The sequence below is a fragment of the Ramlibacter montanisoli genome (genome assembly GCF_013087525.1).
GTDB lineage: Bacteria > Pseudomonadota > Gammaproteobacteria > Burkholderiales > Burkholderiaceae_C > Ramlibacter > Ramlibacter montanisoli.
This window is the reverse complement of the sequence record NZ_JABFCS010000001.1, coordinates 461,112-487,119: the sequence shown is the minus strand read 5'-3', so window position 1 is coordinate 487,119 and position 26,008 is coordinate 461,112. Positions and strand designations below refer to the sequence as shown.

The window sequence follows — 26,008 nt, the reverse complement described above, 5'->3', positions numbered from 1 at the left end:
CGTCGGAGGCTCAGCAGGGGCGGATGCTAGCAAGCGCGGCCGTGGGGCCGCAAGGTTCAGCTGTGTAAAGCCGGGGTAGGCGCGCGCGGGTTCAGCGGTCGGCCTTGGGCTTCAGGGCCACCTGCGCGACCAGGTCCTCGTCCCTCGCCGAGGCCTGCAAGGCGGCACGCGCCCGCGCCGCGGCGAGCTGCTGCGGGTCGGTGACGTCGTAGGCGCCGAAGACCTGTTGCGGCGTCTTCACTTCCGGCAGCACGTACACGATGGCGCCGGTCTGCTTCACCGCGGGGCTCAGCACGCCCTCGTAGAAACTCACGGGCAGGTTGATGCAGCCGTTGGAGATGCGGTTGTCGTCGATCACCCGCGTGGCCAGGCGTTCGAGGCGGCGCTCGTCGGGCGACATCGGGCGGATGCGGTGCATCGAGACCGCGGCGGAGTAGTCGACCCACACCACGTCCTCGTGGTTGGCGTTGAGCCCTTGCTGCGCGACGAAGCGGCCGGCCGGCGTGGTCTTCTCTTCGGGCTTGACCTCGGACAGCGGCTTGTCGCCGATGCCGGGGGCGGAGTCGTCGCCGCGGGCCGCGCCGAGCAGTGCGGGCGCGCTGTCTCGCAGGCGGCCGTCGGCGCCGAACACGTAGACGCGCGCGTCCTTCTTGTCGACGATCACGAAGGCGCGGCTCTTGTGGTTGCGCGTGGCGACCGCCCAGTTGGCCACCAGGCGGGCATCGGCCGAAGGTTCCTCGCCGGCGAAGTCGGCGAGCTGCAGGCCGGGGTGGGCGGGAGGCGCCATGCCTTCCAGGGGCGGCTGCGGCTGGTACGGCACCTGGGGCGCGGCGGCGACGGGTTCGGGGGCTTGGGTGCGTCGTTGTCCCGGTTCATCATGCGCAGCGGCACGATCAGCAGCAGGAGCAGTCCACCCAGCAGGGCGCCCTTCTTCAGGGCGTCGAGGAAGTCGGAACGCTCGGCGTCGCGGGGCCGCCTGGATTCGGGAGGGAGTTCTCGCATGGGGTTCGTCTCTTCGGAGGAACCCGCAGCTTAGGCATTGGAAGGCGCAGCTCGCGTGCGCCTATCGATGCTCCGCTTGTAGGAGCCGGGAGGGCAAGGCCCTCGTTCGGGAGCCTAGTTGGCGTCGAGGCCGCCGCGCGCTTCCTGCGCCCAGCGTTCGATCTGCAAGGAGGGGTCGGCGCACTCGCAGCCCAGGGCGAAATCGAAATCGTCGAAGGCGGACGGGGCGGCGGGATCCATCGCCGCGGGCATGGCGGCGGCGCTCGGCACGGACGGCTGCATTTCAGGCATGGCGACTCTCCCTCTTGGATGGGCCATTGTTCAGCCCGCGCAAGGCCGTGCTTATCCGCCGACGACGCATCGCGTCGTAGGCGCGCGCCTACGCCTGAGCCAGGACCGTGAGGTACTACGCAGCGGGCAGCGCGGGTTTACCCCGAAGCTTGCGCACCAGCACGTACACGGCGACCAGCACCGCGCCCGCGATCACGCCGACCAGCCCGTCGAACAGCATGCCCTTGACCACGCTGGCCGCGCCGCCCTCGCCGGTGAAGGCCTCCGCCGCATGGTGCAGCTGCGGGATGCCGTGTTCCAGGATGCTGCCCCCACCAGGAACATGGCGGCGGTGCCGGCGATCGACAGCGTCTTCATCATCCAGGGCGCGGCGCGCAGGATGCCGTTGCCGAAGGCGCGCGCCGCGGAGGTGGCGCGGCGACTGAGGTAGAGACCGAAGTCGTCGAGCTTGACGATGCCGGCCACCAGCCCGTACACCCCCACCGTCATGGCCAGCGCGATCGCCACCAGCACCGCGACGCGGGTCCCGAAGTCCTGCCCCGCGACCGTGCCGAGCGAGATGACGATGATCTCGGCGGACAGGATGAAGTCGGTGCGGATCGCGCCCTTGATCTTGTCCTTCTCCACGGCCACCAGGTCCACGTCCTCGTTCACCAGCGCTTCCTGCAGCTCGCGGTGGTGCGCCTCGTCCTCCTGCTTGCTGTGCAGCAGGCGGTGCGCGAGCTTCTCGGCCGCCTCGAAGCAGAGGAAGGCGCCGCCCACCATCAGCAGCGGCGTGACCGCCCAGGGCGCGATGGCGCTGATCGCCAGTGCCGCGGGCACCAGGATCGCCTTGTTCATCAGGGAGCCCTTGGCGACCGCCCACACCACCGGCAGCTCGCGCTCGGCCCGCACGCCGCTCACCTGCTGCGCGTTGAGCGCGAGGTCGTCGCCCAGCACCCCGGCGGTCTTCTTGGCGGCGACCTTGGTCAGGACGGAAACGTCGTCGAGGATGGTCGCGATGTCGTCGAGGAGGGCGAGCAGGCTGGAGGCCATGGGTCCGATCGTTGTGCTTGTCGCCTCATTATCATGAAGCGATGGATGAAAAGGGGCCCGATGCGGCCAGCCATTCGGCCCTGCTGCAGCCTTCGGGCCGCCGGTTCACCGCGGCCGCCGACCGCACGGTGCTCGCTTCGGCCGCCGAGTCCGGCATTGCCATGACGAGTTCCTGCCGCAACGGCACCTGCCGCGCCTGCCTGCGGCCGCTGCATGCCGGCCGCGTCGCCTATCGCATCGAATGGCCCGGCCTGCTGCCGGAGGAAAAGGCGGGCGGCTGGCTGCTGCCCTGCGTGGCCTATCCGCAGTCCGACCTGGTCCTCGGGGACTAGGCCCCGCGCGGCTTCAGTAGTTGCCCGTGCGGTAGGGGCTGCGCGGCACGTACTTGTGCTCGCCGTCGGGGATGGGCTCGGCCTTCGGGTCGGGCTTGTGCTGGACGGCATTGGTTCCTTCGCCCTCGGGCGGCGGCCGGCGCCGGCCGCGCGGCGCTTCGGCCTGCGGCTTGGGCTTGCTCGAACGTCGGTACAGGTTCATGGGCCCACCTTAGAAGTGGGCCCGGGGCGGGCTTGTAGGACGTCCACCATGCCCATGTCCGCCGCGTGCCGACGGACACGGGCGCGGGCGTGAAGGAGTGGCATAGTCGCGGCCCATGCGCGGCCTACTTCGTCTCCTGCTTCCCGCCCTGCTCTGTGCCTGCGCCACGGCAGCCGCTGCCCCCGCGTCCTTCCAGGACACCATGGCGCAGCGCACCCTCGCCTGCACCAGCTGCCACGGCAAGGAGGGCCGTGCCGGCCCTGACGGCTACTACCCCCGCATCGCGGGCAAGCCGGTAGGCTACCTGTACAACCAGCTGCTCCACTTCCGCGACGGGCGCCGCAACTACGGGCTGATGGCGGGCCTGCTGGAAACGCTGTCCGACGACTACCTGCTGCAGATCGCGCAGCATTTCGCCGCGCTCGACCTGCCCTACGCCGCGCCCCATCGCGCCACCGCGGCACCCGAAGTGCTGGAGCGCGGCCGCGCGCTCGCGCTGCAGGGCGATGCGGAACGGCGCGTGCCCGCCTGCGCGAGCTGCCACGGCAAGGCCCTCACCGGCGTGACGCCCAACATCCCCGGCCTGCTCGGGCTGCCGCGCGACTACCTCAATGCGCAGCTCGGTGCCTGGCGCACCGGCCAGCGGCGCGCGCTGGCGCCGGACTGCATGGCCGAGATCGCACGGCGGCTCGCGCCCGACGACGTGAATGCCGTGACCGCCTGGCTGGCCGCGGAGCCGCTGCCCGCCAACCCGAAGCCGGTGTCGGCGGATGCACCGGCCACGCCGCGCCGCGGCAAGGGGCGCAAGGCCCAGGCGCCGGCGACGCCCGAGCCGCCGCCGATGCGCTGCGGCTCGGCCCATGCCGCGCTGCCGGAGCCGGCGCGATGAGGCGCGTGCTCCTCCTGCTGCTGGTGGTGGTGGCGGGCTTCGCCGCGCTGGTCTGGGCGCACGGCTTCTGGGGCGCCCCGCGCATCCGCGATGCCGCGCCGCAAGCGCCACCGCCGCCGGAACAGGTCGCGCGCGGCGCCTACCTCGCGCGCGCGGGCAACTGCATGCTGTGCCACACCGAACGCGGCGGTGCCGGCTACGCGGGGGCCGGCCGATGGAGACGCCCTTCGGCACCGTGTTCGCCAGCAACATCACGCCCGACGCCGAGACCGGCATCGGCGGCTGGTCGGCGGCCCACTTCCGCCGCGCGCTGCACGAGGGGCGCTCGCGCGACGGCCGCCTGCTCTACCCCGTGTTCCCCTATTCGCACACCACACGCGTGACCGGGGCCGACGCGGACGCCTTGTTCGACTACCTGCGCAGCCTGCCGCCGGTCAACAAGCCGAACCGGCAGCATCGCCTGCGCTGGCCGTACAACACACAGGCGGCGCTGGCCGTCTGGCGGCTGCTCTACTTCAGCCCGGGCCAGTACGTGGATGACCCGGCGCGCACGCGCGAGTGGAACCGCGGCGCCTACCTGGTGCAGGGCCTGGGCCACTGCGGCGCCTGCCACACCGCGCGCAACGTGCTCGGGGGCTCGCGCGACGTGATGAACCTGTCCGGCGGGCTGATCCCGATGCAGAACTGGTACGCGCCCTCGCTCGCCTCGGCCGGCGAAGCGGGCGTGGCGGACTGGCCCGTCGAGGACATCGTGCGGCTGCTCGGCGCCGGCACCTCGCCGCGCGGCACCGTGCTGGGCCCGATGGCGGAGGTCGTGCTGCACAGCACGCAATACCTGGAGCCCGGGGACCTGCGCGCGATGGCCGTGTACCTCAAGAGCCTGCCGCCCACCTCCAGCGACAGCGACCCGCGGGAGGTGGTGCGCCCATCGGCCACGGTGGTCGGCCGCGGCGCCAAGCTCTACGAGCAGCATTGCGTGGCCTGCCACGGCGCGCAGGGACAGGGGTTCCGCGCGCCTACCCGGCGCTGGCCGGCAACCGTGCGGTCACCATGCCGGTGACGCAGAACCTGGTTCAGGTGGTGCTGCACGGCGGCTTCCGCCCGCCACCCGCGGCCAGCCGCGGCCCTTCGGCATGCCGCCCTTCGCCACGGTGCTCTCGGACGCCGACGTGGCGGCCGTGCTCACCTACGTGCGGACTTCCTGGGGCAACAAGGCCGCGCCCGTGACCGAAGTCTCGGTGGGCCAGCAGCGCAGCAGCACGCGCGAGTAGGCGCGACAATCACGCGATGTTGCTGCGACCCCTGCGACTGCCCGAAGGCGTGACCGGCCGGGTGCTGCTGAGCGCCATGCCCGGGCGCTTCGAGCCATGGAGCGACTTCACCGACGAAGCGCTGCGCGCCAGCCTGGCCACGGTGGTGTGCCTGGCGCCGCGCACCGAAATCGCGGAGCTTTCGCCGCGCTACCACGCGGCACTGGCGCGCGGCGGCCTGCCCTTCCGCTGGCTGCACGTGCCCATGCGCAACTTCGGCCTGCCCGAGGATCCCGCGGCCTTCCGCCGCGACATCGCGGGTCTCGCGCAGGACGTGCGCGGCGGCGACGTGGTGCTGCTGCACTGCGCCGCCGGGCTCGGCCGCACCGGCAGCGCCGCGGCCTGCCTGCTCAAGGCGCTGGGGGTGGAGGAGCGTGAGGCGCTGCAGCGGGTGCGCGAGGCCGGCTCCAATCCGCAGAACGCGGAGCAGTCCGGCCTGGTGCACTGGTTCTAGGCGAACAGGCGCCGGAAACTGCCGCCGATCTTCTCGAAGAAGCCGGAATTGGCGGCGGCGCCTCCTGGCGGCGTGCGCGCCGCCTCGTGGGCGACCAGCTGGAACAGCTGCTCGCGCAGGCTTTCCGGCACGCGTTCCACGGCATGCCGCTTGAGCGTCGCGGGCACCTTCACCAGCTCGTGGTGCTTCTGCAAGGCGGAGGCCAGCAGGATCTTCAGGAAGCCGGCCTTCACCGGCTTGGGGATGAAGCGGTAGACCTGGCCCTGGTTGATCAGCTTGACCACCGCGTCGACGTCCGTTTCCGCCGTCACCACCACCGACACGATCTCCGGATGGGACTGCTTGAGCATCCGCAGCATCGCTGTGGTGTCGGTGCGGCCCACCCGGGTCTCGCTGACCAGCACCGAGATCGGCGAGGCGCCCAGAATCGCGATCGCCTCCGGCAGCGTGCTCGCGCGGTACAGCTCGGTGCCGGGCGCCATCACCTGTTCCACCAGGTTGGCGAGCTCCGGGTCGGTGTCGAGCACCAGCACGTGTTCCTCGGCGCCGGCGATGGCCTCCAGCGGCGACAGCGACGAGGGGGAGAAGCCGGATGTGTGCATGCGCGCGATCTCCGCCGCCTCGCGCACGGTGCGGCTCAGCTCGTCGTTCTTCCAGGGCTTGTTGACGAAGCGGAACACCTCGCCGTCGTTGATGGACTTCAGCAGGGCCTGCATGTCCGAGTAGCCGGTCAGCAGGATGCGCATCGCCCGCGGCGCGATCTCGCAGGCCTGGCGCAGGAACTCGGAGCCGATCATGCCGGGCATGCGCTGGTCGGACACGATCACGTCGAAGTCGTGCCGGCGCAGCATCTCCAGCGCGGTCGCGCCGTCGGGCGCGGTCATGACGTTGAATTCCTTGTGCAGCATCCAGTGCAGCGAACGCAGGATGTTGGGCTCGTCGTCGACGCAGAGGACCGAAGGATTGTTGGGGTTCATTCTGTCTCCTCGCGGCTCAGGCCGGCTGCGGTTCGGATTCGGGCGCGCGCTCGGCGCGTTCGCCTGCGCGTTCGGGCAGGGACACCGGCAGGTACACGCTGAAGGTGGTGCCCACGCCGGGCGTGGTCTTGAACTTCACCTCGCCGCCGTGCTCCTCGACGATCGTCTTGACGATCGGCAGGCCCAGGCCGGTGCCTTCGCCCGCCGGCTTGGTGGTGTAGTAGGTGTCGAAGATGTGCGGCTGCACGTCGTGCGGGATGCCGGTGCCGGTGTCCGTGACGTCGATGCGCACGCGGTTGCGGTCCATGCGGCTGCGCACCGTGACCTTGCCTTCGCCCGGGATCGCCTGCGCGGCGTTGTTGATCAGGTTGAGGAACACCTGGTTCAGCTGCGAGGGGTTGCACTCGACCAGCGGCAGCTCGCCGAATTCCTCCACCACCTGCACCCGCGTCGGGATCGCGCTGCGCGCGATGTACGCCACGGTGTGCAGGCCCTTGTTCAGGTCGAACTGCGTGGTCTTGGCGCGGTCCAGGCGCGTGAAGTCGCGCAGGTTCTCCACCAGCTCGTGCATCTGGTCGATGCCCTGGAGCGTGTCGCCCAGCATGTGCGACAGCGTCTCGATCTCGCCGGCGCTGTCCTCGACCAGCTCCAGCTGCGGACGCCAGCCCTGCACGTTGACGGTGACGACCTCGCCCTCGGCCTTGCGCACCGCCTGCGCGAAGGCATGCGCCACCTTCAGCGGCAGCACGTAGTTGCGCACCGCATCCATCACCATGCTGATGTTGCTGCGCGAGAAGGCCAGCGGCGTGTTCAGCTGGTGCGCGACGCCCGCCACCATCTGGCCGAGCGAGGCCATCTTCTCGGACTGCGCCATCTGCTGGTGGTCCTGCTCGCGCGCCTGCTGCTGCTGCACGATGATGCCGTCGGCGCGGCGCACGATCATGAACAGGGCGGCGAACAGCACGAGCAGCAGCGCGCCCACGCTCAGCAGCCCGCGCCGGGACAGCGCGTCCACCTGCGCCAGGGTCGCGGCGGCGGACTGCTCCATGCGCTGCTGGTTGGCCCTGGCGGTGGCGGCGATGGTGTTGGAGGTGGACTTGATGCGCGCCAGCAGCGGCGTCACGTCCGAATAGACCTCGAACACGCCCGCCACGTGGTTGCTGCCCGGCGGATAGACCGGCAGGTAGCTGGAGATCAGGTCGCGGTTCTCCACCACGCCTTCGAAGGCGCTGAACTTGTCGCGGTGGGTGAGCTCGCTGCGCGGCGTGCCGCTGCTGGCGCCCAGCCAGCCGGCGTTGCCGGCCTTGTCCTCGCCCATCTGCGCGTGCTCGGACGAATAGGCGGTGATGCCGCGCGCGTCGAACACCTTGATCTTGAACACCGAGCTGCGGCGCATGGTGTCGAACACCTTGGCGTCGAGCGCGGCGAATTCCGGGAAGGTGCGGATGCGGGCGCCGACCTCGGCGAAGCAGGCCTTCTTCTCCTTGGGCGCGCCCATCTTGCCGTCGGGACCGGCGACGTCGCGGATCGCGCGGCAATGGTCCACCGGGATGGCGGCGACCTTGGCGACGAAGGGACCGAAGTCACGCTCCCACAGGGTGTTGGCGAACAGGCGGGTGAGGTCGACGTTGCCGTTCTCGTGCGAGGCGAGCAGGTCGGCGCGGGCCACCTGTTCCTGCTGGCGGGCGAAGCTGTCCTGGACCTGGCGCACGAACTCCAGTTCCTGCTTCTGCACCTCGTGGATGAAGGACGCCTGCTGGCGCTCGAAGTAGGCCATGGCGGCGGCCACGGCGGCGAAGACGCCGAGGCTGGCCAGGGTGAAGTACCGGACGAGCCGGAAGCGCTTGGCCACTTGTCTCTCTCCTCCAGGGTGGTGTCCCTGGCCTGAAGCCGAGCAAGCCGCGTGCCGACACGTTGCAAAGCGTTCTCCAGAGTAGCGCGCTGTAACCGCGGTCCCGCCTTAGGGAAAAATGATTAACCCTGTTCCTGCTCTTGGGAAGGACTTTGACGCAGGTCAAGGTTTTCCGGGCCTGCGCTCACCGCCCTCGCATTCACTTCGCGAACGGGTTGGCGAACACGAACATCATCGCCACGCCGACGCCGATCAGGAAGTTGGCGTCGATCAGGCCGGCCAGCAGGAACATCTTGGTCTGCAGCGGTTCCATCATCTCCGGCTGGCGCACGGCACCGTCGATGAAGCGGCCGCCCATGGCGCCTATGCCCAGGCAGGCGCCGATGGCGCCCAGGCCGATGATGAGGCCGCACGCGACGGCGATGAGACCGGTGTCTGTCATGGGGGACTCCTTTTCCTTGGACCTGCACGCATGGTGCCGGCCAACGGTCATGGAGGCGATGACGCGGGAGGTAATGGCGCGATGCGCTGCCCGGCGACGGCGGCCAGGTCGCGCGCATCCACGCGCTGGGGCGCGAGTTCCTGCAGGGGCAGCAGCACGAAGGCCCGTTCGCGCAGGCGCGGGTGCGGGACGGTGAGCGTGGCGCTGGCGATGCGCCCGTCGCCATAGAGCAGCAGGTCGAGGTCCAGCGTGCGCGGCGCGTTGCGGTAGGGGCGCTCGCGACCCGCGGCCTGCTCCAGCGCCTGCAGGCCAGCCAGCAGCTCGGGGCGCTCAGGCCCGTGCGCACTTCGGCCACGGCGTTGAAGTAGTCGGGTCCGCCCGCGTCCAGCGGGGCGCTGCGGTACACGCGCGAGCTGCGCACGAGGTCGGTGGCGGACAGTCGCGCGATGCCGCGCAGGGCCTCCTGCAAGGCGCGCTGCGCATCGCCCAGGTTGGCCCCGAGTCCGATGAAGGCGGTCACCGGCTCGCGCATGGAGGCTTCCTCAGTCCGGGTCGGTGCCGGAGCGCGCGCCGCCCTGCGCATCGCCGCCGGGCGAACCCTGCCCGGCCGGCTTGCGGCGGCGGCGGCGGCGCTTGCGCGGTGCATCGCCGCCGGTGCCGTCCGTGTCGGCCGGAACCGAATCCCCGGCCTCGCGGGCGGCAGGCTGCAGGTCCCGCGCCTCGTCCTGCGCGGCCGGCTTGGCGCGCCGCGTGCGCGGCTGCTTCTTCTGCTCGTCGCGCAGGGCGGCCACCAGGTCCTCGCGCACCAGGTCGCTGGCCTGGCTGAACTCCTGCCACCAGTCGGCCAGCACGACGTCCACCTCGCCGACGTCGGCGCGCAGGCGCATGAAGTCGAAGGCGGCGCGAAAGCGCGGCTGCTCCACCAGGCTGAAGGGCGTGTGGCCGGTGCGCTTCTCGAAGCGCGGCTGCATCATCCAGATCTCGCGCATGTCCGCGCCCAGCTTGCCGCGGCCGGAGATGTCGCCGATGCGCGACTCGAACACCTCGTCGATCGCTTCCTGCAGCGCCGGGAAGGGGTGCATGCGACGCGCGAGGCGGTCCTGCCAGCCCTCGCGCACGTCCGACCAGAGCACGCAGGCGAGCAGGAAGCTGGGGGCCACCGGCTTGTCCTCGCCGACGCGCCGGTCGGTGTCCTGCAGCGCGGCGCGCACGAAGGGCAGCTCGGCGCGCTCGACCACCAGGTCCAGCAGCGGGTAGATGCCCTTGGCCATGCCCAGCGTCTTGAGCTGCTCGATGGTGGCCAGCGAATGCCCCGTCTGCAGCAGCTTGAGCATCTCGTCGAACAGGCGGCTTTGCGGCACCTCGTTGAGGAGGGGCAGGCTGGGCAGCAGCGGCGACTTGGTCTTGGGCTCGAACTTGAAGCCGAGCGCGGCGAGCTTGGCCGCGAAGCGCACCGCGCGGATGATGCGCACGGGGTCCTCGCGGTAGCGGGAAGCGGGGTCGCCGATCATGCGCAGCAGGCGCTTCTTGGCGTCCGTGATGCCGCCGTGGTAGTCCACCACGATGCGCCGCTCGGGGTCGTAGTACATCGCGTTGATGGTGAAGTCGCGGCGCGCCGCGTCCTCCTCCTGCGGTCCCCAGACGTTGTCGCGCAGCACGCGGCCCGAGGCATCCACCGCGTGGTGCATGCCCGCCAGTTCGCTCTTGCTGGTGCGCTCGTTGCCGCTGACCGCCTCGGCCGCGGCGGAGTCGAGGTAGGCGCGGAAGGTGGAGACCTCGATCACCTCGTGCTCGCGCCCGCGGCCGAACACCACGTGCACGATGCGGAAGCGCCGGCCGATGATGAAGGCGCGCCGGAACAGGCTCTTGACCTGCTCGGGCGTGGCGTTGGTGGCGACGTCGAAGTCCTTGGGCCGCAGGCCGAGCAGCAGGTCGCGCACCGCGCCGCCCACGATGTAGGCCTCGTGGCCCGCTTCCTTGAGGGTGTGCACGACGCTGAGCGCGCGCTCGTCGACCAGGGTGGGGTCGATCGCGTGCTGCTCGGGGCCCACTTCCTGGCGTTTCCCGAATCGCGGCTTGCGCCCGGTGGCGCCGGCGATCAGGTTATCGATGAATTTCTTGATCATTCTCTTTCGAACAGGTCGAGTATGCGCCAGCCGCGTTCCAGGGCGAGCGTGCGCAGCCGCGCATCGGGATTGGTGGCCACCGGATGGTCCACCTGCTCCAGCAGGGGCAGGTCGTTCATCGAGTCGGAATAGAAGGTGGTCTCCACGTCCAGCCAGTCGAGGCCGCGGCCGGCCAGCCACTGCTGCACGCGCACCACCTTGCCTTCGCGCATGGAGGGCACGCCGGCGATCTCGCCGGTGATCCAGCCCCCGGCGTCGCGCTCCAGCTCCACCGCGATCAGCTCCGGCACGCCGAAGATGGCGGCGATCGGGCGAGTGACCATCTCGTTGGTGGCCGTGACGATGGCGACCGTGTCGCCCTGCTGCTGGTGGCCGCGCACCAGGTCCAGCGCCGCGGGGCGCAGCGCCGGGGTGATCCACTCGTGCATGAAGCGACGGTGCGCCTCCTCGTAGGCGGCCTGCCCGCGCACGCGCATCGCCTCGACGGCGAAGCGCACGTAGTCGTGCACGTCCAGCGTGCCGGCGACATAGTGGGCGTAGAACTCGTCGTTGCGGCGCTTGAACTCGACCCGGTCGGTCCAGCCGATGCGCTGGGTGAACTCGCCCCAGGAGTAGTCCGAATCGATCGGCAGCAGCGTGTGGTCCAGGTCGAACAGCGTGATCCGTGGGCGGCTCATTCGTCTTCCAGCATCGCCTTGATCAGCGGAATGGTGATGGCGCGCTGCGCCTGCAGCGCATAGGCGTCCAGGTGGTCCAGCAGCTGCATCAGGCTGCCCAGGTCGCGCGAGAAGCGGTGCAGGATGAAGTCCATCACCTCGTCGCTCAGGAACACGCCACGCGCGTCGGCCGCCTGGCGCAGCACCGAGCGGCGCTCCGGCTCGCTCAGCACGTGCAGCTGGAAGACGTGGCCCCAGCCCAGGCGGGTGCGCAGGTCCTCGCGCAGCTTCAGGTGCGCGGGCGGCAGCAGGCCGGCGGCCAGCACGCCGCGCTGCAGCGCCTGCGCCTGCACGAACCAGCTGAAGGCGGCGTGCTGCTGCACGGCGGAATACAGGTGCACGTCGTCCATCAGCACGACGGCCCAGCGTTCGTCGAAGCCGGGCGGCTCCACCATCGCGGGGTCGAGCCAGCCGGCGCTGGCGCCCTGCTCGCGCAGGCTTTCCTCCACCGCCTTGAGCAGGTGCGTCTTGCCGCTGCCCGAGGGGCCCCACAGGTAGGTGGGCACGGGCGAGCGCGTCGGGTTGCCGGCCCACAGCTGCAGGTGCTTCCAGGCGGCCTCGTTCGGCCCGGCGAGGAAGCTCGCCAGGCTGGGGGCGCGCGCCAGCCCGATGTCGAGGGTGAGCTGCTTCATCTGCGCCATGGTCAGCTGTGGTACAGGCGGCTGGCCAGGTAGCCGCTGCGCACGCGCCGGATCGCCACCAGCAGCACCGCGCTGGCAGGCAGCGCCACCAGCACGCCGACGAAGCCGAACAGCTGGCCGAAGGCGAGCAGCGCGAAGATCACGGCCAGCGGATGCAGGCCGATGCGCTCGCCCACCAGGCGCGGCGTGAGGTAGAAGCCTTCGACGACCTGGCCCAGGCCGTACACCGTGCCGACCATCACGAAGGCCTTGGCCGAGGCGAATTCCAGGACGCCGGCCAGGACCGCCAGCACCAGGCCGATGCCGAAGCCGATGTAGGGCACGAACATGGCCAGCCCCGTGAACACGCCGATGGGCACCGCCAGGTCCAGGCCGAACAGGGCCAGCCCGGTGCTGTAGAAGATCGCCATGGTCACCATCACCAGCAGCTGCCCGCGCAGGTACTGGCCCAGCACCTGGTCGGCTTCGGTGGCGAAGGAGTCGACGCTGGGACGGGCGCGCGGGGGCACCAGCGTGAGGGCCTGGGCCACCACGTGCTTCCAGTCCAGCAGCAGGTAGAACAGGGCCACCGGCACCAGCACCGTGTAGCCGATCACGGTCAGGACCACGCTGCCGCCCACCTTGAGCGAAGACCAGAGGGAGCCGAAGCTTTCGCCCCAGTTGGCATTGAGGTACTCCACCAGCAGCGCCCGCAGGCTGGCGAGGTCCAGGGCGATGTTCACGCCGAACTGCTTGAGCCACGGGGACAGCGTGGCATGCAGATTGTCCAGCACCAGCGGCAGCTGCTCGCGGATCAGCGGGATCTCCTTGACCAGCACCGGGATGACCAGCAGCACCAGGCAGAACAGCACGAGGATCAGGAGCAGTTCGACGATCACCACGGCCAGGAAACGCGGCATGCGGCCCCGGCCCAGGGCGTCCAGCCGGTCGACCAGCGGGGTGAGCGCATAGGCCAGCACCCCCGCCACCACGAAGGGGGTGAGGACCGGTCCCAGGGCCCGCAGCGCCAGCACGGCGAGCACCGCGATGGCGGCCCAGGCGGCGGCACGCTTCTGCGTGGGGGTGAATTGCATCCGGGGAAAAGCCGGGCCTGCGGGGCCGGCCAAGTAAAATCGACTGCAAATTCTATCGGTCGGCGCTCACGCTCCGGTCCCGCACCCCTCCCATGAAGCCTTCCCCCTCTCGTACAAGGACGCCGGCGTCGACATCGACGCGGGCGACGCACTGGTCGAACGCATCAAGCCGCTGGCGAAAAAGACCATGCGCGAAGGCGTGCTGGCCGGCATCGGCGGCTTCGGCGCCCTGTTCGAGGTGCCCAAGCGCTACCGGGAGCCGGTGCTGGTGAGCGGCACCGACGGCGTGGGCACCAAGCTCAAGCTCGCCTTCGAATGGAACATGCACGACACCGTGGGCATCGACCTGGTGGCCATGAGCGTCAACGACGTGCTGGTGCAGGGCGCCGAGCCGCTGTTCTTCCTCGACTACTTCGCCTGCGGCAAGCTGGACGTGGACACGGCGGCGGCGGTGGTGGGCGGCATCGCCCGCGGCTGCGAGCTCTCCGGCTGCGCCCTGATCGGCGGCGAAACGGCGGAAATGCCCGGCATGTACCCGGCCGGCGAATACGACCTGGCGGGCTTCGCGGTCGGTGCCGTGGAGAAATCGAAGATCCTGGCCGGCCAGGACGTGCAGTCCGGCGACGTGGTGCTGGGCCTCGCCTCCAGCGGCGTGCATTCCAACGGCTTCTCGCTGGTGCGCAAGTGCATCGAACGCGGCGGCGCGCAACTGCCGGCCACGCTGGACGGCAAGCCCTTCCGCCAGGCGGTGATGGAGCCGACCCGCATCTACGTGAAGCCGGTGCTGGCCGCACTGGCCAAGCATGCCGGCATCAAGGCGCTGGCCCACATCACCGGCGGCGGCCTGCTGGAGAACATCCCGCGCGTGCTTCCTGATGGTCTTGCCGCGCACTTGAGCGAGGCCTCATGGCCTCGCTCCGAGCTGTTCGCGTGGCTGCAGGCGACCGCCGCGATCGACGACCACGAGATGAACCGCACCTTCAACAACGGCATCGGCATGGTGGTGGTGGTGGCGCCGGGCGAGGCCGCGGCGGTGGCCGAAACGCTGCGCCAGGCGGGCGAGTCCGTGCACGAGATCGGCCGCATCGCGCCGCGCGGCACCGGGGCGGCCGTCACGGTTGGCTGACGGTTCCGCCGGCACGCAGGCAGCGCGTTCGCGCCTGCCCGCGGGCATCTGGGCGCTGGGCTTCGTCAGCCTGCTGATGGACGTCTCCTCGGAGATGATCCACAGCCTGCTGCCCGTCTTCATGGTCACGGGACTCGGCGCCAGCATGCTGCTGGTGGGCCTGGTCGAGGGCGTGGCCGAGGCCACCGCCCTGATCGTCAAGGTGTTCTCCGGCGCCTGGAGCGACTGGCTGGGGCGGCGCAAGCCGCTGGCGCTGCTCGGTTACGGGCTGGGCGCGGCGTCCAAGCCGCTCTTCGCGATCTCCACCAGCACCGGAATGGTGCTGGCCGCGCGCCTGATCGACCGCGTCGGCAAGGGCATGCGCGGCGCCCCGCGCGACGCGTTGGTGGCCGACCTCGCACGGCCGGAACAGCGCGGCGCCGCCTACGGCCTGCGGCAGTCGCTCGACACCGTCGGCGCCTTCCTCGGGCCCATCATCGCCATCGGCCTGATGCTGCTGTGGGCCAACGACTTCCACGCGATCTTCTGGGTGGCGGTGATCCCGGCCGTGCTGTCGGTGGCGCTGCTCGCCTTCGGCGTGCGCGAGCCGGACCGGCCCGCCGGCCACGCGCGCGTGAACCCGATCCGGCGCGAGAACCTGCGCCTGCTGCGGCCCGCCTACTGGTGGGTGGTGGGCATCGGCGCCCTGTTCACGCTGGCGCGCTTCAGCGAAGCCTTCCTCGTGCTGCGCGCCCAGCAGGGCGGACTGGCGATCGCCTGGGCGCCGCTGGTGCTGATCGCGATGAACGTGGTCTATTCGCTGGGCGCCTATCCCTTCGGCCGCCTCGCGGACACCATGTCGCACCGCAAGCTGCTCGCCCTGGGCCTGGTGGTGCTGATCGCGGCCGACGTGGCGCTCGCCTGGTCCGACCGCGGCGTCGTGCTGTGGACCGGCATCGTGCTGTGGGGCCTGCACATGGCGCTGACACAGGGCCTGCTGGCCACCATGGTGGCCGACACCGCACCCGCCGCCCTGCGCGGCACCGCCTTCGGCGTGTTCAACCTGGCCAGCGGCCTCGCCCTGCTCCTGGCCAGCGTGTTCGCGGGCCTGCTTTGGGACCGTCTCGGGGGCGCGAGCACCTTCATCGCCGGGGCCGCGATCAGCGCGCTGGCCCTGGCGGCGCTGGCCTGGAAGGCGCCGGGGCCCTGAACGGCTGCTGGCGGCGGACGGGCGGCGGGGCGTTGCTTCGCTACGAAACAAGGAGCGGGAAAATGCCCGCCGGCGCTGGACTTGGCCCAGCCGCTGCCCCACACTGGCCGTCCGTCCGAGGGAGGTCTGCATGCCCGTCATCGCCGTCGTGAACCGCAAGGGGGAAGCGGCAAGAGCACCTTCGCCGCGCATGTCGCGGCCTGGTGCGCCCGCGAAGGGCTGGCCGTGATGCTGGGCGACATCGACCGCCAGCAATCCAGCCGCGGCTGGCTGCGCCGGCGCGATCCCGCCCTCCCCGCCATCGCCCCCTGGGTGATCGACCAGAAGAACGTGCTGCGCGTGCCCTCGGGCATCACGCACGTGGTGCTGGACACCCCGGCGGCATGCACGGCTTCGAACTCTCGCGCGTGGTGATGTTCGCCGACGCGATCGTGATCCCGGTGTGCCCCTCCGTGTTCGACCGCGAGTCGGCCGCCCAGTGCATCGCCGAACTGCAGACGCTGCCGCCGCGGGTGACCAAGGGCCAGTGCCGCGTGACGACCGTGGGCATGCGGGTGGACGGGCGCACCAGTGCCGCCGAAGTGCTGCGCGCCTGGGCGGACGAACAGAAGGTGTCGATGGCGGGCGTGCTGCGCGAGACGCAGAACTACGTGAAGAGCCTGGAGCGCGGCCTGACGCTGTTCGACGTGAAGAAGGACAGCGTGGAGATCGACCTGGCGCAGTGGCGGCCTATCCTGGAATGGCTGCGGCCCGTGGTCCACCCGGTGGTGGTGCCCGAGACGAAACGCGAACCGATCCTGCCGGTGCGGCGTCCTTCGGTGCTCGGCGCGCGTCCCTTCAACGATGCGAGCCGGGCCTCGCTGACCCGCGCCAACGCCGTCTAGGCGCTCAGTGCTTGGCCCGGCGCAGGTCGGCCACGCGGTCGGCGATGGCGTCGATGTCCAGCGCGTCCTGCGCGTGCACCAGGTAGGTTTCCAGGTCTTCCACCGCCAGCGCGGTGTGGCCCTGCTCCGCGTGCGCCAGGCCGCGGTCGCGGTACTCGGCCCAGGCATCGGGCAGCAGCACCAGCAGCCGGTTCTGCACCGCGATGACGCGCTGCCAGTCTTCCTGCGCGCGGTGGATCTCCTTCAGGTTGCGCAGCATGCGCGCGAGGATGTCGCGCGGTGGCGCCGCCTGCAGGTACAGCCCCAGCGGAACCTCGAATTCGTCCACCAGCCCGCTGCGCCGCTTGTAGGGTTCCAGCCGCTCCGACAGTTCCTCGCGTGACAGCGACTGGCCGGTGAAGGGGTCGATCACCACCTGGCCCTTGGGCAGGTTCACCTTCACCATGAAGTGGCCCGGGAAGCAGACGCCGCGCGCGTGCAGGCCGATGCCTTGCGCCAGCTCGATCCACAGCACCGCCAGCGAGATCTGGATGCCGCGCCGCGTGCGCAGCACCACGTTCAGGTAGCTGTTGTCCGGGTCGCAGTAGTCGTTGACGTTGCCGCCGAAACTGAGGTCGCGGAAGAAGAACTGGTTGAGCGTGCGCAGGCGCTGCAGCGCCGCGGCGTCGGCCGGGATGCGGCGCTTCAGGCGGGCGAGCAGCTGGTCGACGTCGCCCAGCACGGTCTGCAGGTCGAGGTCGGGATATTCGTCCTGCGCGAGGCTGGCGGCGGCTTCCAGCAGCGGGAAGTTCTCGTCGCTCTGCACCAGCATCCTGAAGTACTCCAGGGGAGTGGGTGAGGCGAATTGCAGCGACGACATTGGTGGGTTGTAATGGACGTGCCAGGCGGCGTCAACCGGGCAGGCGCGCCAGCGCAACGCGCGTGGTCAGCGCGTGACAAACTGGCGCAGCCTCACCCCGGCGAGGGCCAGCGCGAGGAAGTAGATCGCCGCCGATGCGGCCAGCATTCCCGCCATCGCGCCGGCGCGCAACCAGGGCTCGGCGCGCCATTGCACCCACGGAAAACTGTTGGCGCCCCAGGTGAGGAACACGCCGAGCAGCGCGGTCGCGGCGAACACCTGCAGCGCGAACAGGCCCCAGCCCGCGCTGGGGCTGTAGCTGCCGCGGCGGATCAGGCCGACCAGCAGCCAGCCCGCGTTGATGAGGGCGCCGAGGCCGATCGACAGGGCGAGTCCTGCATGGCGCAGCCAGGGCACCAGCGCGATGTTCATCAGCTGCGTGAGCACCAGCACCACGATGGCGATGCGCACCGGCGTGCGCATGTCGCGGCTGGCGTAGAAGCCCGGGGCCAGCACCTTGATCGCCACCAGCCCCAGCAGGCCGATGCCGTAGCCGGCCAGCGCCAGCGAGACCTGGCGCACGTCATTGTCCTGGAAGGCGCCGTAGTGGAACAGCGTGGCCACCAGCGGTTTCGAGAACACCAGCAGCGCGACGGCGCTCGGCACGCTCAGCAGCAGCACCAGCCGCAGGCCCCAGTCCAGCATCGCGGAATAGCGCTCGGTGTCGTTGGTGGCCCTTGCCGACGCGAGCTGCGGCATCAGCACGGCGCCGAGCGCCACGCCCAGCATCGCGGTGGGGAACTCCATCAGCCGGTCCGCATAGCTGAGCCAGCTGACGCTGCCCTGCGGCAGCCAGGACGCGATCTGCGTATTGATGAGCAGGGAGATCTGGGCGACGCCCACGCCCAGCAGCGCCGGCGCCATGGTGCGCAGCACGCCGCGCATGCCGGGGTCGTTCCAGGCCGTGCGGACGCTGCTCCAGGCCAGCCCGACCCGCGGGAACAGGCCCAGCCGGGCCAGCGCCGGGATCTGCACCGCCAGTTGCAGCACGCCACCGGCCATCACGCCGACGGCCATGGCGAAGATCGGCTCGATCCCCTGTTGTTCCAGCCAGGGCGCGAGCAGCCAGGCCGCCAGGATCATGCAGATGTTCAGCAGCACCGGCGTGGCCGCCGGCACGGCAAACCGCTTCCAGGTGTTGAGGACCCCTGCGGCCAGCGCCACCAGCGACATGAAGCCGATGTAGGGGAACATGAAGCGCGTGAGCGTGACCGCCACGTCGAAGGCGTGCGGGTCCTTCTTGAAGCCGCTGGCCAGCGCGTAGACCAGCAGGGGCGCGGCCACCACGCCGATCGCGCAGGTCAGCAGCAGGGTCCAGGCCAGGATGGTGGCCACGCTGTCGATCAGGCGCTTGGTGGCTTCCTCGCCGTCGCGCTCCTTGCTGTGCGCCAGCGCCGGCACGAAGGCCTGGCTGAAGGCACCCTCGGCGAACAGGCGGCGGAACAGGTTGGGGATGCGGAAGGCGACGTTGAAGGCGTCGGTCATCGCCGAGGCGCCGAAGGCGGCGGCGATGAGGAACTCCCGGAGCAGCCCGGTGACCCGTGAAGCCAGCGTCAGGACGGAGATGGTGGAAGCGGCTTTGAACAGGCTCACCGGGCGAGTGTAGCCCTGCGGTCGGGGCGCCCACCCCAGCGCCGGCGTAGGACAAGCGCCCGGGCTATAATTGCGGGCTTTGCTGGCAACATCCTCGAACACCGAAGGAACATCACATGGCTTCTGCCAAACCCAAGAAGAAGAACCCGCGCCTGGCGTCGGGCCGCAAGCGCGCCCGCCAGGACGTGAAACTGAACGCCGCGAACACCTCGCTGCGCTCCAAGTACCGCACCGCGGTGAAGAACGTCGAGAAGGCCGTCGCCGCCGGTGACAAGGCCAAGGCGACCGAACTCTTCGCCAAGGCCCAATCGATCGTGGACACGGTTGCCGACAAGGGCATCTTCCACAAGAACAAGGCTGCTCGCGACAAGAGCCGCCTGTCCGCCAAGGTCAAGGGCCTGCAGGCCCAGGCCGCCGCCTGACCATAGCGTCGGGTCAGCCCGCGAGCCGCCAGGCCCGCGCCGTTTGAACCGGGTGCGCTGCCAGCAAAGCAAAAGTGGAAAACCGCCTTCGGGCGGTTTTTTCATGCCCGCGTCATCCCCGCGCAGGCGGGGACCCAAGGCGTCCGTTCACTTCTGGAACGTGCCCTCGGAGGTCTTCAGGTTGTTGTCCTTGGCGAAGTTCATGACGAAGTCCCAGGCCATGGGCTCGTAGTCGCGCAGGTCGCGGTGGACGATGACGCACTTGACCTCGTCGATCACCGTCGGGATGCACCAGGGGAGTAGTTCAGGTGGCTGCCCGGCTGGGCGCCGCCCGGCCGGAAGGAGCTCATGACGCCCGCCAGCCGCTCGGCCCAGTCGCTGGGGCGGAAGGTGCGGCCATCCCGGGTGACGCCCTGGATGAACACTTCTTTGGCGGTGCTGGAAACCATGGGTGGGGTGGCTCGGCAGGGCAGCAGGCTGGTGGCTTGCTGCATCGCACAAGTATTCTATCTTATATAAGAGTTGGGGCCCCGCCATTGCACCCCACCTGCCTGTCACCGGGCTGTCGCGGGGCATCGCTGTGATGCGGAATTCTCAAACAAAGCCCTCCGGCCGTGTGCCTACAATCGCGTTCCAACGGCTCACCTGTTGGCACCCGCGAAGTCCCGCGGGACCCCGCACGTCGAGCCGCTTTCATTTGTGACACGCATTCCGAGGACGCGCGCAATGGCCCACATCGAGGCGGCATCGCCCCACACCATGAACACCTACGGCCGGCTGCCGATCGCGCTGGAACGCGGCGACGGCTGCTACCTGTGGGATGTGAATGGCAAGCGATACCTCGACGCACTGGCCGGCATCGCCGTCAACACGCTCGGGCACAACCACCCCAAGCTGGTGCCGGCCCTGCAGGACCAAGTGGCGAAGATCATCCACAGCTGCAACTACTACCACGTGCCCAACCAGGAAAGGCTGGCGGCCAAGCTGGTGGAGCTTGTCCGGCATGACCAACGTGTTCTTCGGCTCGACCGGGCTGGAAGCCAACGAGGCGGCGATCAAGCTGGCGCGCAAGTTCGGCCACGACCGCGGCATCGAGCGCCCGGAGATCGTGGTCTACGAGAAGGCCTTCCACGGCCGCAGCATCGCCACGCTCTCGGCCACCGGCAACGAGAAGGTGCAGAAGGGCTTCGGGCCGCTGGTGGAGGGCTTCATCCGGGTGCCGCTGAACGACATCGACGCGCTGCGCAAGGCAACCGACGGCAACCGCAACGTGGTCGCCGTGTTCTTCGAGACCATCCAGGGCGAAGGCGGCATCAACCAGATGCGTGCGGACTACCTGCAGAAGGTGCGCGAGCTGTGCGATGCCAAGAACTGGCTGCTGATGATCGACGAGGTGCAGTGCGGCATGGGCCGCACCGGCAAGTGGTTCGCCCACCAGTGGGCCGGCATCGTGCCCGACGTGATGCCGCTGGCCAAGGGCCTGGGCTCGGGCGTGCCGATCGGCGCGGTGGTGGCCGGCCCCAAGGCCGCCCACATCTTCCAGCCGGGCAACCACGGCACCACCTTCGGCGGCAACCCGCTGGCCATGCGCGCCGGCGTCGAGACGCTGCGCATCATGGAGGAGGACGGCCTGCTGGAGAACGCCTCCCGCGTGGGTGCGCACCTGCGCGGCACGCTGGCGCGCGAACTCGGCGCGCTCAAGGGCGTGGTCGAGATCCGCGGCCAGGGCCTGATGATCGGCGTGGAGCTGGACCGCAACTGCGGCGTGCTGACCCAGCGCGCGGCCGACGCCGGCCTGCTGATCAGCGTCACGGCCGACACCGTGATCCGCCTGCTGCCGCCGCTGATCGTCACCGAGAAGCAGGCTGACGACATCGTCGCCATCCTGGCGCCGCTGGTGAAGGGCTTCCTGGCGGAATGATGGAAGACAAGAGCATGGCGATCCGGCATTTCCTGCAGTTCAGCGACTTCAGCACCGAAGAGCACGAGTGGGTCTTCCAGCGGGCTGGTGTGATCAAGCGCAAGTTCAAGAACTACGAGAAGTACCACCCGCTGGCGGACCGCACGCTGGCGATGATCTTCGAGAAGGCCTCCACGCGCACGCGGGTGAGCTTCGAGGCCGGCATGTACCAGCTGGGGGCTCGGTGGTGCACCTCACCACCGGCGACAGCCAGCTCGGGCGCGCCGAGCCCATCGAGGACAGCGCCAAGGTGATCAGCCGCATGGTGGACCTGGTGATGATCCGCACCTTCGGCCAGGACAAGATCGAGCGCTTCGCCGAGCACTCGCGCGTGCCGGTGATCAACGGCCTGACCAACGAGTTCCACCCCTGCCAGATCCTGGCGGACATCTTCACCTACATCGAGCACCGCGGCTCCATCAAGGGCCGCGTCGTCGCCTGGGTCGGTGACGGCAACAACATGGCCAACACCTGGCTGCAGGCGGCGGAGCTCCTGGGCTTCACCGTGCACCTCAGCACGCCCAGCGGCTACGAGGTGGACCAGGCCATCGCCGGCATCCGCAGCAGCGACAGCTACAAGGTCTTCAAGGACCCGATGGAAGCCTGCCGCGGCGCCGACCTCGTGACCACCGACGTGTGGACCAGCATGGGGTTCGAGGCCGAGAACGAGGAACGCCGCAAGGCCTTCGCCGACTGGTGCGTGGACACCGACATGATGCGCATCGCGAAGCCCGACGCACTGTTCATGCACTGCCTGCCCGCCCACCGCGGCGAGGAAGTCGAAGCCGACGTGATCGACGGCCCCCAATCCGTCGTCTGGGACGAGGCCGAGAACCGGATGCACGTGCAGAAGGCGCTGATGGAGTTCCTGCTGCTCGGTCGGGTGAAGGACTGACAGGCTTTCCGTCATTCCCGCGGAGGCGGGAGTGACGGGGTGATCAGTTCATCGCCGCCGACGAATTCCCGTACCGCCCTCCCCCCCGCCGGCCCGGCCACCTTGCCGATCTTGATCAGCCTTTGCTCGACGGCGAAGGCCGTGCGCCCCAGTTCCTGGGCCACCTGCTTGAGCGGAATGCCGGCGTCGAAGGCCGTTTCCAGCGCAGCGTCTTCCTGCGAGGACCATGCCTTGCCGGCGTTCGGCGGCTGGTTGCGGCGACGCGGCGCATCGTCGGTCGCAGCCGGCGTGGCGCCCGCGCCTTCCAGCGCGCGCGACACCGCGTGCAGCGCCCGGATCACCGGCGGCGCGTTGTACGGGCTGTCTTCCGGCATGCATTCGCCGGTGATGGGGTGGATGCCCTGGGCCAGGGTGTCGATAATCTGGCGCGCGATCTGCAGTTCCATGAAAGCCTCCTGAAGAACTGGCGATGTCTGTCTATCCATACAGCTCTCCCGCAACGCCCGCGCCGCGCCTCGCGTTGACGTGCCTATGTCACAAGAATCCGCCATCCATCCCTGCCTGACCTGCGGCGCCTGCTGCGCCGCCTACCGCGTGGACTTCGCCATCTACGAGATGCAGGACATGGGCGGCACCGTGCCCACCGGCCTGGCCGTGGAAGTCACCGGCAACACCATGCGCATGCGCGGCACCGACCACGTGCCGGTGCGCTGCGCCGCGCTCACCGGCAAGGTGGGCGAGCGCGCGTCCTGCGGCATCTACGAGTGGCGGCCCAATCCCTGCCGTGAACTGGAGCCCGGCAGCCACGGATGCGAGAAGGCCCGGGCACGCCACGGCCTGCCGCCGCTGGACCCCGATGCTTGAAGCCTGAAGATTTTTGCGGGCTGTTGGAAACGACCGACACCACGCCCGAAAACACCGGCGCACACTCCGCCGCATGCCACGCCTCTGGGACATCTCGCCGCCGGTGCGGGAAGGCGCCCCGGTGTTTCCGGGTGACACGCCTTACGGGCAGCGCTGGGCCGCGAGCATCGCGCCCGGCTGCCCGGTCAACGTCAGCACGCTGACGCTTTCGCCGCACGTGGGCGCGCATGCCGACGCGCCCCTGCACTACGACCCCGACGGCCAGCCCGTCGGCACGCTGGATCTCGATCCCTACCTGGGCCCCTGCCGCGTCGTGCACGCGATCGCGCGCGGGCCGCTGGTGACCTGGGAGCACATCGCGCATGCGGTGCACGCCCTGCCCCCGCGCGTGCTGGTGCGCACCTACCAGCGCGCACCGGTGGACCGCTGGGATCCGCAGCTCGCCGCCTTCGCGCCGGAGACGATCGAACGGTTGGCCGATGCCGGCGTGCGGCTGGTCGGCATCGACACCGCCAGCATCGACCCCGCCGACAGCAAGACGCTGGACAGCCACCAGGTGATCCGCCGCCGCGGCCTGCGGGTGCTGGAGAACCTGGTGCTCGACGAGGTTCCCGAAGGCGACTACGAGCTGATCGCCCTGCCCCTGAAGCTGGTGACGGCCGACGCCTCGCCGGTGCGCGCCGTGCTGAGGGAACTGACATGACCACCTTGCAGGACTGCCGCGCCCTCGATGCGCAGGACCCGCTGCGCGCGCTGCGCGAGCTGTTCACGCTGCCTGAGGACGTCATCTACCTCGATGGCAATTCCCTCGGCCCCTTGCCCAGGTCCGTGCCCGATCGCATCGCCCGGGCCGTGCGCGAGGAATGGGGCGAAGGCCTGATCCGCTCCTGGAACAGCGCCGGCTGGTTCGAGCTGCCGCGGCGGCTGGGCGACAAGATCGCGACCCTCATCGGCGCACGGTCCGGCGAGGTGGTCGCCACCGACAGCACCTCGATCAACCTGTACAAGGTGCTCAGCGCCGCGCTCAGCATCGCGGCCTCGGGCGAAGGACAGCGCCGGATCGTCATCAGCGAACGCAGCAACTTCCCCACCGACAACTACATCGCCGAAGCGCTGTGCCGCGAGCGCGGCTTCACGCTGCACCTGCTGGAGGCGGACGAGATCCCCGGCGCGCTCGACGCGCGCACCGCGGTGCTGATGCTCACGCACGTGAACTACCGCACCGGCGCCATGCACGACATGCGCGAGCTCACACGGCTCGCGCACGCCGCCGGCGCGCTGGCGGTCTGGGACCTGGCGCACAGCGCCGGCGCGGTGGAGGTGGACCTGCACGGCGCCGACGCCGACTTCGCCGTCGGCTGCGGCTACAAGTACCTCAATGGCGGGCCGGGCGCGCCGGCCTTCGTGTGGGTGCACCCACGCCACACCGACCGCTTCTGGCAACCGCTGGCCGGCTGGTGGGGCCACGCCTCCCCTTTCGCCTTCACGCACGACTACCAGCCGGCGCAGGGCATCACGCGCTACATGTGCGGCACGCAGCCGATCCTGAGCATGACGGCGCTGGAGTGCGGCATCGACACCGTGCTCGCGGCGCAGCCCGCGGGCGGCATGCCGGCGCTGCGGCACAAGTCGCTGGCGCTCACCGACCTGTTCATCGCGCTGGTGGAGGAACGCTGCGCCGGCCACGGCCTGGGCCTCGCGACCCCGCGCGAGCACGCGCGCCGCGGCTCGCAGGTGTGCCTCACGCGCGAGACCGGCGCCTACGCCATCGTGCAGGCGCTGATCGCGCGCGGCGTCATCGGCGACTTCCGCGCCGGCCGCCCCGACATCCTGCGCTTCGGCTTCACGCCCTTGTACCTGCGCTTCGAGGACGTGTGGCATGCGGTGGAGCACCTGCGCCAGGTGCTCGAGACGCGCGAGTGGGAGCGCCCCGAATTCCAGCGACAGCAAGCGGTGACCTGAATGCCCGATCCCAAGCCCGAGGACATCGTCCACGCCGAGAAGCCGCAGCTGGATTTCAGCCGCGACATGAGCTACGGCGACTACCTGCAGCTCGACGCGATCCTGCAGGCGCAGAAGCCGCTTTCGCCCGACCACAACGAGATGCTGTTCATCGTGCAGCACCAGACCAGCGAGTTGTGGATGAAGCTGATGCTGCACGAGCTGTCGGCGGCCATCGCCTGCCTCGCGCGCGACGAGTTGCCGCCGGCCTTCAAGATGCTGGCGCGCGTGTCGCGCATCATGGAGCAGCTGGTACACGCCTGGGACGTGCTGGCCACCATGACGCCCCCGGAGTACAGCGCGATCCGGCCCTACCTCGCCAGCTCCAGCGGCTTCCAGAGCTGGCAGTACCGCTGCATCGAGTTCCGCCTGGGCAACAAGAACGCGGCCATGCTCAAGCCGCACGAGCACCACGCGGAGCGGCTGGCGGTCGTGCAGGCCGCCTACGAAGCGCCCTCGCTGTACGACGAGGCGCTGCGCCTGCTGGCGCGCGCCGCGGCCTGCCGGTGCCGGCCTCGCACCTGGAGCGCGACTGGACACAACCCTATGTGGCGAGCAAGGAAGTGGAGCAGGCCTGGCTGATTCCGTACAGGCAGCCGGAGCAGCACTGGGACCTGTACCAGCTGGGCGAGGAACTCACCGACCTGGAGGACGCCTTCCGGCTCTGGCGCTTCCGCCACGTGACGACGGTGGAGCGGGTGATCGGCTTCAAGCGAGGCACCGGCGGAACCGGTGGCGTGAGCTACCTGCGGAAGATGCTGGACGTGGTGCTGTTTCCGGAGATCTGGCAGCTGCGGACGGATTTGTAGGCTGGTGGTGAGCGGAGCGAACCCC

Annotated in this window: 24 protein-coding genes and 8 pseudogenes; 16 read left to right on the top strand and 16 right to left on the bottom strand. The window is 69.9% G+C overall.

The window, feature by feature from the left end:
- Positions 1 to 91 precede the first annotated feature (91 nt).
- From HK415_RS02490 to HK415_RS02480, 3 genes and pseudogenes are all read right to left on the bottom strand, one after another.
- The gene (locus tag HK415_RS02490) at positions 92 to 787 is read right to left on the bottom strand and encodes a hypothetical protein (RefSeq protein ID WP_216369713.1); all 696 of its coding nucleotides are present in this window, start codon (positions 785 to 787) and stop codon (positions 92 to 94) included.
- 329 nt (positions 788 to 1,116) lie between these two features.
- Positions 1,117 to 1,293 (bottom strand): hypothetical protein, encoded by a 177-nt coding sequence (locus tag HK415_RS02485; protein WP_171556638.1) that lies wholly within the window; start codon positions 1,291 to 1,293, stop codon positions 1,117 to 1,119.
- Positions 1,294 to 1,408: 115 nt separating this feature from the next.
- Positions 1,409 to 2,328 (bottom strand): annotated as a pseudogene (locus HK415_RS02480) (DUF808 domain-containing protein).
- A gap of 41 nt (positions 2,329 to 2,369) precedes the next feature.
- On the opposite strand from HK415_RS02480, the gene HK415_RS02475 reads away from it, so the two are divergent.
- Positions 2,370 to 2,660: a 2Fe-2S iron-sulfur cluster-binding protein gene (locus HK415_RS02475; protein WP_171556637.1), complete on the top strand. Its 291-nt coding sequence runs from the start codon at positions 2,370 to 2,372 to the stop codon at positions 2,658 to 2,660.
- Positions 2,661 to 2,673: 13 nt separating this feature from the next.
- Here the strand turns inward: HK415_RS02475 and HK415_RS02470 are convergent, their stop codons facing one another.
- A complete protein-coding gene (locus HK415_RS02470) occupies positions 2,674 to 2,862 on the bottom strand; it encodes a hypothetical protein (RefSeq protein ID WP_171556636.1) in 189 nt (62 codons plus the stop codon).
- A gap of 115 nt (positions 2,863 to 2,977) precedes the next feature.
- Here HK415_RS02470 and HK415_RS02465 point away from each other — a divergent pair, with 115 nt between their 5' ends.
- The 3 genes and pseudogenes from HK415_RS02465 to HK415_RS02455 all read left to right on the top strand — a co-directional run bounded on the left by HK415_RS02465 (position 2,978) and on the right by HK415_RS02455 (position 5,515).
- Positions 2,978 to 3,751, top strand: coding sequence for a c-type cytochrome (locus tag HK415_RS02465; RefSeq protein WP_171556635.1), 774 nt, complete (start codon positions 2,978 to 2,980; stop codon positions 3,749 to 3,751).
- Positions 3,748 to 5,022: pseudogene (locus HK415_RS02460) on the top strand (c-type cytochrome). The gene HK415_RS02465 and the pseudogene HK415_RS02460 overlap by 4 nt, the downstream one beginning before the upstream one ends.
- A 16-nt stretch (positions 5,023 to 5,038) precedes the next feature.
- Complete coding sequence (locus HK415_RS02455; RefSeq protein WP_171556634.1) at positions 5,039 to 5,515, top strand: protein-tyrosine phosphatase family protein; 477 nt, start codon at positions 5,039 to 5,041, stop codon at positions 5,513 to 5,515.
- Here the strand turns inward: HK415_RS02455 and HK415_RS02450 are convergent.
- The 8 genes and pseudogenes from HK415_RS02450 to HK415_RS02415 form a co-directional block, all read right to left on the bottom strand.
- Entirely contained in the window at positions 5,512 to 6,492 is a 981-nt protein-coding gene (locus HK415_RS02450; RefSeq protein WP_171556633.1) for a response regulator, read from the bottom strand. The genes HK415_RS02455 and HK415_RS02450 overlap by 4 nt on opposite strands.
- Positions 6,493 to 6,508: 16 nt before the next feature.
- Positions 6,509 to 8,344, bottom strand: coding sequence for a sensor histidine kinase (locus HK415_RS26110; RefSeq protein ID WP_216369712.1), 1,836 nt, complete (start codon positions 8,342 to 8,344; stop codon positions 6,509 to 6,511).
- A 199-nt stretch (positions 8,345 to 8,543) separates the two neighbouring features.
- Positions 8,544 to 8,786 (bottom strand): F0F1 ATP synthase subunit C, encoded by a 243-nt coding sequence (atpE, locus tag HK415_RS02440; protein ID WP_171556632.1) that lies wholly within the window; start codon positions 8,784 to 8,786, stop codon positions 8,544 to 8,546.
- 47 nt (positions 8,787 to 8,833) lie between these two features.
- A pseudogene (folK, locus tag HK415_RS02435) lies at positions 8,834 to 9,318 on the bottom strand (2-amino-4-hydroxy-6-hydroxymethyldihydropteridine diphosphokinase).
- Positions 9,319 to 9,328: 10 nt separating this feature from the next.
- Entirely contained in the window at positions 9,329 to 10,912 is a 1,584-nt protein-coding gene (pcnB, locus tag HK415_RS02430; RefSeq protein ID WP_171556631.1) for a polynucleotide adenylyltransferase PcnB, read from the bottom strand.
- The gene (locus tag HK415_RS02425) at positions 10,909 to 11,589 is read right to left on the bottom strand and encodes an HAD family hydrolase (protein WP_171556630.1); all 681 of its coding nucleotides are present in this window, start codon (positions 11,587 to 11,589) and stop codon (positions 10,909 to 10,911) included. The genes pcnB and HK415_RS02425 overlap by 4 nt, the downstream gene beginning before the upstream one ends.
- Complete coding sequence (gene hda / locus HK415_RS02420) at positions 11,586 to 12,260, bottom strand: DnaA regulatory inactivator Hda (RefSeq protein WP_171563100.1); 675 nt, start codon at positions 12,258 to 12,260, stop codon at positions 11,586 to 11,588. Before hda ends, HK415_RS02425 begins: the two co-directional genes overlap by 4 nt.
- 11 nt (positions 12,261 to 12,271) lie before the next feature.
- Positions 12,272 to 13,342, bottom strand: coding sequence for an AI-2E family transporter (locus HK415_RS02415; RefSeq protein ID WP_171556629.1), 1,071 nt, complete (start codon positions 13,340 to 13,342; stop codon positions 12,272 to 12,274).
- A 49-nt stretch (positions 13,343 to 13,391) separates the two neighbouring features.
- Here HK415_RS02415 and purM point away from each other — a divergent pair, with 49 nt between their 5' ends.
- The 5 genes and pseudogenes from purM to HK415_RS02400 all read left to right on the top strand — a co-directional run bounded on the left by purM (position 13,392) and on the right by HK415_RS02400 (position 16,541).
- A complete protein-coding gene (gene purM, locus HK415_RS02410) occupies positions 13,392 to 14,468 on the top strand; it encodes a phosphoribosylformylglycinamidine cyclo-ligase (protein ID WP_171563097.1) in 1,077 nt (358 codons plus the stop codon).
- Complete coding sequence (locus HK415_RS02405; RefSeq protein WP_253261731.1) at positions 14,461 to 15,657, top strand: MFS transporter; 1,197 nt, start codon at positions 14,461 to 14,463, stop codon at positions 15,655 to 15,657. Before purM ends, HK415_RS02405 begins: the two co-directional genes overlap by 8 nt.
- Positions 15,658 to 15,738: 81 nt before the next feature.
- Positions 15,739 to 15,882, top strand: a pseudogene (locus HK415_RS24320) (hypothetical protein); the annotation flags it as partial.
- Complete coding sequence (locus HK415_RS24315) at positions 15,883 to 16,071, top strand: hypothetical protein (protein WP_253262373.1); 189 nt, start codon at positions 15,883 to 15,885, stop codon at positions 16,069 to 16,071. It abuts the pseudogene before it with no gap.
- Positions 16,041 to 16,541 (top strand): P-loop NTPase family protein, encoded by a 501-nt coding sequence (locus HK415_RS02400; protein ID WP_253261730.1) that lies wholly within the window; start codon positions 16,041 to 16,043, stop codon positions 16,539 to 16,541. The genes HK415_RS24315 and HK415_RS02400 overlap by 31 nt, the downstream gene beginning before the upstream one ends.
- Positions 16,542 to 16,545: 4 nt before the next feature.
- Here HK415_RS02400 and HK415_RS02395 read toward each other — a convergent pair whose 3' ends face one another.
- Together HK415_RS02395 and murJ are read right to left on the bottom strand one after the other, a co-directional pair.
- Positions 16,546 to 17,400, bottom strand: coding sequence for a SirB1 family protein (locus HK415_RS02395; protein WP_171556628.1), 855 nt, complete (start codon positions 17,398 to 17,400; stop codon positions 16,546 to 16,548).
- A gap of 66 nt (positions 17,401 to 17,466) precedes the next feature.
- Entirely contained in the window at positions 17,467 to 19,032 is a 1,566-nt protein-coding gene (murJ, locus tag HK415_RS02390) for a murein biosynthesis integral membrane protein MurJ (RefSeq protein WP_171556627.1), read from the bottom strand.
- 116 nt (positions 19,033 to 19,148) lie between these two features.
- Between murJ and rpsT the strand changes: the two genes are divergently transcribed.
- Positions 19,149 to 19,454, top strand: coding sequence for a 30S ribosomal protein S20 (gene rpsT, locus HK415_RS02385; protein ID WP_171556626.1), 306 nt, complete (start codon positions 19,149 to 19,151; stop codon positions 19,452 to 19,454).
- Between the two features lie 147 nt (positions 19,455 to 19,601).
- Here rpsT and HK415_RS02380 read toward each other — a convergent pair.
- Positions 19,602 to 19,903, bottom strand: a pseudogene (locus tag HK415_RS02380) (DUF3579 domain-containing protein).
- 373 nt (positions 19,904 to 20,276) lie between these two features.
- Here HK415_RS02380 and HK415_RS02375 point away from each other — a divergent pair.
- Positions 20,277 to 21,375: pseudogene (locus HK415_RS02375) on the top strand (aspartate aminotransferase family protein).
- A pseudogene (gene argF / locus HK415_RS02370) lies at positions 21,372 to 22,309 on the top strand (ornithine carbamoyltransferase). The pseudogenes HK415_RS02375 and argF overlap by 4 nt, the downstream one beginning before the upstream one ends.
- Before the next feature lie 11 nt (positions 22,310 to 22,320).
- Here argF and HK415_RS02365 read toward each other — a convergent pair.
- The gene (locus HK415_RS02365) at positions 22,321 to 22,755 is read right to left on the bottom strand and encodes a hypothetical protein (RefSeq protein WP_171556625.1); all 435 of its coding nucleotides are present in this window, start codon (positions 22,753 to 22,755) and stop codon (positions 22,321 to 22,323) included.
- 85 nt (positions 22,756 to 22,840) lie between these two features.
- On the opposite strand from HK415_RS02365, the gene HK415_RS02360 reads away from it, so the two are divergent.
- The 4 genes and pseudogenes from HK415_RS02360 (at position 22,841) to kynA (ending at position 25,983) form a co-directional block, all read left to right on the top strand.
- Positions 22,841 to 23,173 carry a YkgJ family cysteine cluster protein gene (locus HK415_RS02360; protein WP_171556624.1) on the top strand — a complete coding sequence of 111 codons (333 nt, stop codon included), beginning with the start codon at positions 22,841 to 22,843 and terminating at the stop codon, positions 23,171 to 23,173.
- 73 nt (positions 23,174 to 23,246) lie between these two features.
- Positions 23,247 to 23,876, top strand: coding sequence for an arylformamidase (gene kynB, locus HK415_RS02355; RefSeq protein ID WP_171556623.1), 630 nt, complete (start codon positions 23,247 to 23,249; stop codon positions 23,874 to 23,876).
- Entirely contained in the window at positions 23,873 to 25,135 is a 1,263-nt protein-coding gene (kynU, locus tag HK415_RS02350) for a kynureninase (RefSeq protein WP_171556622.1), read from the top strand. Before kynB ends, kynU begins: the two co-directional genes overlap by 4 nt.
- Positions 25,136 to 25,983 (top strand): annotated as a pseudogene (gene kynA / locus HK415_RS02345) (tryptophan 2,3-dioxygenase). It begins immediately after the preceding gene.
- Positions 25,984 to 26,008 lie beyond the last annotated feature (25 nt).